General features: G+C 58.0%; 10 protein-coding genes. 9 read left to right on the forward strand and 1 reads right to left on the reverse strand.

The window, feature by feature from the left end:
- Positions 1-245: 245 nt before the first annotated feature.
- The 6 genes from B9A23_RS19315 (at position 246) to B9A23_RS22440 (ending at position 4,642) form a co-directional block, all read left to right on the forward strand.
- Positions 246-1,622 (forward strand): MBL fold metallo-hydrolase RNA specificity domain-containing protein, encoded by a 1,377-nt coding sequence (locus B9A23_RS19315; protein ID WP_368655949.1) that lies wholly within the window; start codon positions 246-248, stop codon positions 1,620-1,622.
- Between the two features lie 117 nt (positions 1,623-1,739).
- On the forward strand, positions 1,740-2,099 hold the full coding sequence (locus tag B9A23_RS19320) for a hypothetical protein (RefSeq protein WP_175578190.1): 360 nt from the start codon (positions 1,740-1,742) through the stop codon (positions 2,097-2,099).
- A gap of 113 nt (positions 2,100-2,212) precedes the next feature.
- Positions 2,213-2,554, forward strand: a complete 342-nt coding sequence (locus tag B9A23_RS19325) for a hypothetical protein (protein WP_084280829.1) — start codon at positions 2,213-2,215, stop codon at positions 2,552-2,554.
- 132 nt (positions 2,555-2,686) lie between these two features.
- Positions 2,687-3,139 carry a MerR family transcriptional regulator gene (locus B9A23_RS19330; protein WP_084280830.1) on the forward strand — a complete coding sequence of 151 codons (453 nt, stop codon included), beginning with the start codon at positions 2,687-2,689 and terminating at the stop codon, positions 3,137-3,139.
- Positions 3,140-3,150: 11 nt separating this feature from the next.
- On the forward strand, positions 3,151-3,510 hold the full coding sequence (locus B9A23_RS22435; RefSeq protein WP_124811421.1) for a hypothetical protein: 360 nt from the start codon (positions 3,151-3,153) through the stop codon (positions 3,508-3,510).
- Positions 3,511-4,273: 763 nt separating this feature from the next.
- A complete protein-coding gene (locus B9A23_RS22440) occupies positions 4,274-4,642 on the forward strand; it encodes a hypothetical protein (protein ID WP_139797579.1) in 369 nt (122 codons plus the stop codon).
- A gap of 150 nt (positions 4,643-4,792) precedes the next feature.
- Here the strand turns inward: B9A23_RS22440 and B9A23_RS23560 are convergent, their stop codons facing one another.
- Complete coding sequence (locus B9A23_RS23560) at positions 4,793-5,023, reverse strand: hypothetical protein (RefSeq protein ID WP_176218077.1); 231 nt, start codon at positions 5,021-5,023, stop codon at positions 4,793-4,795.
- 136 nt (positions 5,024-5,159) lie between these two features.
- Here B9A23_RS23560 and B9A23_RS19345 point away from each other — a divergent pair, with 136 nt between their 5' ends.
- The 3 genes from B9A23_RS19345 (at position 5,160) to B9A23_RS19355 (ending at position 8,976) form a co-directional block, all read left to right on the forward strand.
- Positions 5,160-6,845, forward strand: coding sequence for a copper resistance system multicopper oxidase (locus B9A23_RS19345; RefSeq protein WP_084280845.1), 1,686 nt, complete (start codon positions 5,160-5,162; stop codon positions 6,843-6,845).
- Positions 6,846-6,952: 107 nt separating this feature from the next.
- Complete coding sequence (locus B9A23_RS19350; protein ID WP_084280848.1) at positions 6,953-7,753, forward strand: copper resistance protein B; 801 nt, start codon at positions 6,953-6,955, stop codon at positions 7,751-7,753.
- A gap of 203 nt (positions 7,754-7,956) precedes the next feature.
- Positions 7,957-8,976 (forward strand): MFS transporter, encoded by a 1,020-nt coding sequence (locus tag B9A23_RS19355; RefSeq protein ID WP_139797580.1) that lies wholly within the window; start codon positions 7,957-7,959, stop codon positions 8,974-8,976.
- Positions 8,977-9,123: the final 147 nt, after the last annotated feature.

Consider the following 9,123-nt stretch of genomic DNA (forward strand, 5'->3'; position numbering starts at 1 on the left):
GGCGCCACGAATGCCGCGCCATATGTAAACATCACATGCTCCCGCCAGCGTCCCGTCTGCGATCTTTACGTATGGCCGCAGACCAATCGGATGGCCAATCCATGCAGAAATCAACAAGCGCGGGAGTGATGTCCATGCACGGGCACAAGAATCGACACCAAAAGGACAAAACCCGGGGGCATTTCGTGCCGAGCGGGTCCCCTCAAGTCACGTTTGAGGTGGAGCCAAGACCTGCTGGCGGAGGATTGGCGATCGGGTTCTTTGGGGCGAGCGGCACCGTCACCGGATCGCGCTATCTCCTCGAGGATGACAGCACGCGCTTGTTGGTGGATAGTGGACTGTTCCAGGGCGGTCGCGATTTACGCAACTTCAACTGGGCTCCCCCTCCGCCAGAAATTGCAGGGGTAGAGACGATCCTGCTGACGCACGCGCATCTCGATCATTCCGGTGCCATTCCGCGTTTGGTCCGTGATGGTTGGAGGGGCCGGGTTCTCACCACCCGGGCAACAGCCGAGCTTTGTGAACTACTTCTGCCGGACAGCGGCCACCTGCAGGAAAAGGATGCCCAGTTCGCAAACCGTCGAGGATATTCGCGGCATCAACCTGCGCTGCCACTATATACCCAGAACGATGCGTTGAACGCACTGGAGCATTTTCAGGGAGTGGAATTCGGTGAGTTCATCGAAGTTGCCCCAGGTGTCTCTGCCCGCTTCCACCGCGCCGGGCATATTCTCGGTGCAGCTTCGATCGAGATCGACTGGAAAGGAACCAAGGTCGTCTTTTCGGGCGACCTTGGGCGTTATGACGACGCTGTGATGTTCGATCCCGCACCTCCGCCATTGGCTGACTTTCTAATCGTCGAGTCTACCTATGGCGATCGGGAGCATGACGCTGTTTCGCCTGAAGTAGCCTTGGGTGAGTGTATTGAGCGATGCGTAGCGCGTGGTGGGACGGTCGTAATCCCGGCCTTCGCGGTGGGTCGGGCCCAATCGCTCCTCTATTACCTGTCCCTCTTGAAGAAGGCCGGCCGCCTTCAGGGCGTGCCTGTCTACCTCGACAGCCCGATGGCAATCGACGCCAGCGGCATCATGTGCGCAAACTCAGGGGATCATCGCCTGTCGCATGATGAATGCAAAGCCGCGTGCGCCGTAGCGCACTATGTACGCGATGCCGAAGAGTCGAAGGCGCTGACGGCGGATAGCAATCCCAAGGTCATCATTTCGGCAAGTGGCATGGCGACTGGCGGACGTGTCCTTCACCACCTTGCACAGTTTGCCCCGGATCCGAAGAACCTGCTGCTTTTTGCAGGCTTCCAGGCAGCCGGCACCCGAGGCGCGGCGCTTGTCGCTGGCGCGACCTCGGTAAAGATTTATGGCGAGGTTGTGCCGGTTTTTGCCGAAGTAACCAATCTTTCGATGCTGTCGGCCCATGCTGATTGCAACGAGATCTTGCGTTGGCTTTCTGGCATGCCGCAAGCACCGAAAATGACGTTCGTCACGCACGGAGAGGCGAGTGCCTCTGCCAGTCTGGCCGAACGGATTCGGCACGAGCTAGATTGGACATGTACCACGCCTGCTCTCGGAAGCTGGGGCGATCTCACCTCCCGCGCGCATGGCTCATGAAAATGTGACCATTACGTATGTTGAGCTTGGAGCTTGGTCCTTACTCCGGACTTTGAAGAACAGCTCTTCCCCATAAGGCCTGGGGGCGGCCTTAAATAATTCACGAAGGAGTCGAAAATGATCAAGAAGTCTCTCATGGTTGCGATTGCAGGCATATCGATGCTTGGAGCTGCCCCGGTCCTCGCTCAAGGTATCGGCCACACGTGGTTCATGCGCGGTACTGTTGTGGCCGTCGACAAGACCGGCACTGTCGTCTGCATCGGCAAGGCCGATGGCGCGGAGGTTGGCCAGACCCTCGACGTGGTCCGTGTCGTCTATCATCCGGGGCCGAGCAAAGGTGCGGGTCCGACCTATCACCGGCAGAATGTTGGCCACGTTCGCATCGACCACATTTTCGATGACCATTTCGCCCATGTCACTGTCGTCGACGGCCGTGCGGCCAAGAACGACATCGTCGAACTGGGTCGCAGCCACTGATCTCTCGTGGTCATGACCGACGCCTGAACGCGCTGCCGGAGCCTCCGCACGGAGGTGCCGGCAGTAGTCGTCGCTGGTGACAAGAACTGGAGGATTGCGTGGCCAAGATTCGCATGAAGGTGGCATTTGCAGCGTCCCTCTTTACAGCAAGCGCACCGGTAAGTGCACAGGGCATAGCCCACACCTGGTTCATGCGAGGATCGATTGTCGGAATTGACTATCGCGGGCCCGTTGTTTGCATTGGCCGTGTTGATGGAGCCGAAGCCGGGCAGGTACTCGAAGTTTATCGCCCAGCGCCCGTTTACTTGCGAAGGCGGGGGTCAAACCACTACCGCAAGAAATTGATCGCACATGTCGCAGTCGATCAGATTATAAATGACCACTACGCTCATGTAACGGTGATTGATGGAGAACCACGCAAGGGCGACATTGTAGAATTACAACGACACCATTGATCGGTCAGCGAAAGGCGCAGCGTTACCTGGCGACGACAATCCAAAGAAGGTGGCGATCGGCAAGGGTGAACCTCATTGGCTGCAGGTACAAATGAAGAATAAGCTTGGGCCTGTGGATTGGAGACGGATGCTATGGCCAATTTCAAGATTGGCGAACTCGCTGCTGCAGCGGAGGTGGGTCGCGACACGATCCGCTACTATGAAAGGCTTGGCCTTCTCCAGGCTTCCTCGCGAAGTCAGGCAGGATACCGCTTGTACAATGACGATGAACTCGCCCGTCTGAAATTCATTCGGTCGGTGCAGGATCTCGGTTTCACGCTCGAGCAGACGCGAGACCTGCTCGAAGCATCTGCAGCTGCTCCGTCGCGCGTCGAAGATTTGCTGGCCGTAACCCGCGGAAAACTGATCGCCGCAGAGAGCAACATCGGCCGCTTAAGGCAAGTTGAGCAGTTGCTTGCCGATCAATCAAGCGCCTCTCAAGCTTCCTGTTCGCAACCCCTCTGGATGAGGCTGAGAACCGAGAAGAGTTCTGCCGAGCACTTGAACAGTGATTTGGCAGAATGCCCAGTGGACCAACTCGTGTGAAAGGATCGATCATGACCAATTGGAATCGTAAGGCTCGGTGGATGACCGGCAGTCTGGTAGTGGCAGGCACCCTTGTGCTTGCCGGCTGTAACGGCAAGGATAAGGGGGCCACGCCGACCTCAACGTCCAGCGCGGCAACAAATGCCACAGATAGCCAGACATCATCTGTGCGTGATGACGCCGCAGCTGCAAGCGCCACAGCAGCTGCGGAAGATATGCACAATCGCATGGAAACAGATCAGCGGCAGAGGATGGATCACGACAACATGCGGATGGGGCCAGGCATGAACCATCCTGCTTCACCAGCCCCCAGCACCCCGCCGGCAGATCCTGCCGCGGGCATGCAGGGCGGGGGAATGAAAGATATGTGATCAGGATGGGCGGAGGAGAGCCCACGGTGTCACCTTGACTGGCCGCGAGCCGACGCTGTCGGCTCGCGGTCGGCTGGGACGATAGTGTCCTGGCATGCCACAGTCTCGCGGGCTTCAAATTTTTCTGCAAGTAGCGTGGGTTCCAATTAAGGCATTACAGGAGAATAAATCCAGTGTCTGGATGAGTGAATTTTACCTTGATCCGGAGAAAATGTATGTTGGAAAGACGCAAACTACTGGGAGGGGGAGCTGTTGTGCTAGTGGCAGGTGTTACTGGTCAGGCCAGTGGCAAGAATGATGGCGAACGCGGCATGCCTATGCCAATGCCGATGAAGGATTGCATCGATCTGTGCTGGGCGTCGCATTTGATGTGCCTGGAGACAGCCGCGGGCCTTACCGTGACGGGGGCCAGCGCCACTGCATTGCAACTCGCTGCGATGTTGAGCGATTGTGCGGAGATCTGCCAAACTACGGCAAACTCCATGATCAGACGCTCGCCCTTGCATACGGTGCTCTGTCAGGCTTGTGCCGAGGTTTGCGAGAGGTGTGCCCGTGCCTGTGGCCAACAAGGTAGCAACCCCTCTCTGGCACGTTGTGTGGAGAGTTGTCGGAGGTGTTCGGAAAGCTGCAGGCACATGGCGACGATGGGATAATAGGATCTAGCTTCGCACATTACGTATACCGATACGGATGCCAGCATTGCATCAACGTGGTCTCAATTTGGTGTTCACGAAGTAACGCAGCAATGGCTGGAGATCGGAATATGCGTAGGTCAGCAATTTATCTTGCTCTTTTGGGGCTGGCTGTGGCCGGATCCGGCTACGTGTTGGCCGATGAACTTCCTCCCGGCATGAAAGTGGTGCAGGCGCCAAAGCCCAAGGTTACACCGACTCCGTCAGCTCCAAGTAAGGAGCACATGCAGGGCATGGACCATGGCGCGCAGCAGATGCATGATCGGATGATGCATGATCATCAAATGGGCATGCAGAACATGCAGCAATCTTCTGGAGGCGGAATGGCGCCCGATGCTGCACAAAGCCAGACACCGATGCCCATGCCATCGGGAAAAGCTTGTTGCCCACCCAAAAGCATGAAGCCGGCCGATAAGCCTATGCCAATGAGCGACATGTAGAGTTCGGCTCACGGAAATGTCCGGGGCTGGGCGGCCCGCCGCGCGCCCCTGCGGCGGGCCCTTCATGCGTCGCGGCACCATGTCACCAGATAACCAAATAAGAGAAATGCCATGATGCGGAAGGTTCTTGCGACAGTTTCAATGGCCGCACTAGTCGTTGCAGTATCGCCAGCATATGCGCTTGGCATCGGCCATAGCTTCTTCATGCGTGGCGAGGTCGTCCGTGTCGATTCTGGTGGAGCGGTGGTCTGCCTCGGAAGGCTTGATGGAGCGCATGAGGGCCAAGTTTTGGAAGTATATCGGCAGGCGCACCGGTATCGCAAATTGGTCGGACATGTTGAAGTCGATCAGATATTCGACGAGCATTTCGCCCATGTTCATATAGTAGAGGGCGATCTCAAGAAAAGCTATTGGGTGAGTCTCCCTCGTAACCATAATAACCCTAATAACAAATCTACTAAAATTCAGTAGTCTAATAACCAAACGTCAATTTTATAAGGCTCTCCTTCTCGTGGATATATCACCCATTATGCCTGCAATTGGACGTCGACGGTTTGTTCAAGGACTCCTTGTTGGAGGGGTAGCCTCCAGTCTTGCGTTGCCCGCTTGGGCCTCCGGACCAGCTGGCGACGCCGCGCTTTCGGGTACTGAATTCGATCTCGAGATTGCAGGCTTGCCCGTAAATTATACGGGCAAGCGTCGTATTGCGACGGCAGTGAATGGCCGCGTTCCCGCGCCGACGTTGCGCTTCCGAGAGGGTGATACCGTGACGCTGCGAGTCCACAACAAGCTGGACGAAATGACAAGCGTGCACTGGCATGGCCTGATCGTACCGGCCGAGATGGACGGAGTACCGGGCATCAGCTTTGGCGGGATCGCACCGGGCGAAACTTTCACGTACCGCTTTCCCATCCGTCAAACCGGCACTTTCTGGTACCATGCCCATACGCTCGCGGAGCAGACTGGACTTTTCGGGGCCATCGTGATCGAGCCACGGGAAAGTCAGGTCAGGCCTCCGGACCGAGACTATGTCGTGATGCTGAGCGACTGGACCGATGAGCCGCCCTTGCAGGTGTTCCTCAATCTCAAGAAGCAGAGTAATTACTATAATTTCGGACAGCCCACTGTCGGCGACTTCGTCAAGGATGCCAGGGAAGTCGGACTCGCGGCGGCGATCAAGAAGCGGCAGATGTGGAATGCGTCGCGGATGAACCCGACTGACTACAGCGACGTTTCGGCCGCTACCTATACCTATCTTTTGAACGGAACGACGACGGCAGGCAATTGGACTGGGGTGGCCAGCCCCGGCGAGCGGGTACGCTTACGCTTTGTCGGTGCCGGCACCGCAACGTTCTTCGACGTACGCATTCCCGGATTGCCCCTGACGATCGTTGCAACGGACGGCCAGAACGTGGAGCCGGTCACCGTCGACGAATTCCGGATCGCGCCGGGCGAGACCTATGATGTCGAATTTACCATGCCCGATGCCAAGCCTTACACGATCTTCGCGCAATCGATGGACCGGACAGGTTTTGCGCGGGGCACGATCGCGCCCTCACCGGGCATGACCGGCCCGATTCCTGCCCTAGATCAGCGCCCTTGGTTGGAACCTATCGATATGATGGGCGCGATGGCGGCAATGGCAGGCGGACACACTGGTCACGGCATGATGGAGATGCCGCCGCTGGCGAAGCATGCGCGCACCGAGTATGGCGCCAACAATGACATGCGGGTGGATTATCCGCGCACCAATCTCGACGATCCCGGCGCTGGATTGCGCGGTCGTCCATGGCGCGTGCTCACTTATGCCGACCTCAAGAGCCCGAATGGAGACCCTGATCCCCGCGAGCCTGAACGTGATATCGAATTGCACCTGACGGGTAACATGGAGCGGTTCATTTGGTCGCTTGATGGGATCAAGCTCAACGATTCCAAGCCATTGCATTTCCGCCCAAACGAGCGCCTGCGGGTCACCTTCGTGAACGACACGATGATGTCCCACCCCATGCATCTTCACGGGATGTGGAGTGACCTGGAGGACGCGGCGGGCATGTTCCAGGTGCGAAAGCACACGATCGTTGTGCAGCCTGCGCAGCGCCTGAGCTTTCGCGTAACCGCAGACGCCATCGGCCGATGGGCATTCCATTGCCATCTGCTTTACCACATGGCTGCCGGCATGTTCCGCGAGGTTGTCGTCGCATGAGCACCACAACGAACCTTGTTGTTCTTGCCGCTATCGCAAGCCTCGCCGCAGCCTTTCCCGCGGCCGCACAGGAAGCTCCTCCTGCGCCGAAGGAAGATCATTCCGGAATGGATATGTCGGGAGACATGCAGGGCATGGATATGCCCGCTGCTCCCACGAAAATGGAGATGGGCGGGATGCAGGGCGGCAAGGCCCCTGCGGACGCGCGAAACTCCGACGATTATTCTGACGGCTACCGCAATTCGACTTTGCCCAACTACGAAATGGCCGATCAGATCTCGATCCCGAAAGTTCTCGTAGACGAACTGGAGTTTGCCAGCGGCAACGAAGGTCAGGGTATCGGTTGGTCGGTCCTGCTGACCAATGGAACCGACAGCAACAAATTATGGCTCAGGTCTCAGGGCCTCAAAAATAGCAAGGAAGAACGGCTTGATCCCGAATCGAGCGCCGAAGCCCTCTGGTGGCATTCGGCCGGGCCCTATTGGGGAACATTGGTCGGTGTGCGCCAGGATATCGGCAAGGGAGCGACTACCTGGCTTGCAGCCGGTGTCGAGGGCTTGGCCCCTTATTGGTTCGACGTGCAGTTGACGGGCTATGTGGGCACGGACGGGCGCTTGGCGGCTCGTGCCAAGTTGTCATATGAAGCACTGCTGACCAATCGATTGATCCTGACCCCTCAGGTCGAGGCCAATGTCTATAGCAAGCAATCCCGAGATCGCGAGCTGGGCAGCGGGTTCAGCAACGTCGAATTGAGCGCGCGTATGCGCTATGAGGTTTCGCGCAAGTTCGCACCTTACATCGGCTATGTCTGGGAACAAGCGCTCGGTGGCAGTGCTGATTTCAGGCGGTCGCGTGGAGAAGGGCCAGGCGAGCACCGGTTTGTAGCTGGTCTGCGGTTGTGGTGGTAAGGGGAGGTCCCAAGCTCTCTGCACATACTGGAACCCGTCTGAACACTGACAGTCCGCCCCGCCGATCCGTGAAAGCCGCCATGGCGCCAGCAATGTTGGCGGTAGGGGCGGCAGCTGCGGCAAACACGGCATTTCTCCCCTGGCTCCCTGACCTTGTTGACCAGGGGCTTGGGGCAAGGGGCGCGATCAATCACGAGATGCACGTGGCGATTCTGAGCGCCATATTCCCGTTGGGCGGCGTGATCGCGGCCCCGTTCGCCGGGGCACTTGCCGACCGCTACCGATTCCAATTGTTTCTGTTTTTTGCAGTCATGGCGCTGGCGGTATCCACGGCGCTCACCGGTGCTACGTCACTTGTTGTGTTATATGGTCTGCGTGCCGTCGCTGGATTGGCTTTTGGCGCGATTGTTCCGCTCTGCCTTCTGGTCGGCCATCAAGTCGCCTGCGATCCGCATGAGAAGGCGGGCCTTTTTACGATGCTGACAGCCTCCTTGTTCCTTGGAGACTTTGCGGGTCCCCTCCTTGCCGAGGGATCGGCACGGATATTACCCGAGCTGCCGCTTCTGGCTTTCGGTATCGGCATAGGCTTAGTGGGCTCCGTGGTGATGGTTGGATCGTCCGAGAGCCACTATTGTCGAGTGCCCCACGACGACCTGCCCACAAATGACAATTCGACGTTGCTCGTCTTACTGTTGCTGGGTCTTACAATCACCGGAACAGGCGGCCTCGCAGCCATTCATCTCAGCCTTGTTCTGCATCGCCCCGATGCGCTGTTCCAGCGTGAGCATATCGCATGGATGCTAAGTCTTTGCGGTCTGGCCATGTTGGGTGCCCAAGGCTTCCATGCCCGGTTCAGCTGGCTTGTAGATCGGCCTGTCGCCCTCGCGGCGGTGATGTTGATCGTACAAGGCGTCGCGCTTTGGCAATTCTCCGCCGCGCGCACTGGCCCTGCCATTGCGGCCACAATCTTTGCTGCGGGGTGGAGTGCAGCGACTTTGCGACTGATTGCCAGCTTCTGGATCAGCACTTCTAGAAGCCGTTCGGGCTTCAGACTTGGCCTTCAGCACGGCTTTGCGAGCATTAGCCAAGTGGGCGTTCCAATCGCGACGGCATTCCTACGCAACGAATGGCACAAAACTGTCCTCTGGAGCATTATCGCCGTTTGTACGGTCTTGCTCTTTGCGCTCCCACTCGTCTGGCGCAAGGATACTTCAACCGGATAAGTCCGGGGCGCGTTCAGCAATCGCAATCAGGTGCGCAACCGCCGCCTTGATGGTAAGCGATGTCCTGAGCCCACCTTGCGCGGGTGATACGGAGCGCCGAGTGTCCGCGCCCTGATTGTCGAGGGGCGCTGGTGCTATGACGATGTC

Origin of the sequence: Novosphingobium sp. B1 (genome assembly GCF_900176395.1) — a bacterium.
Classification (GTDB): domain Bacteria; phylum Pseudomonadota; class Alphaproteobacteria; order Sphingomonadales; family Sphingomonadaceae; genus Novosphingobium.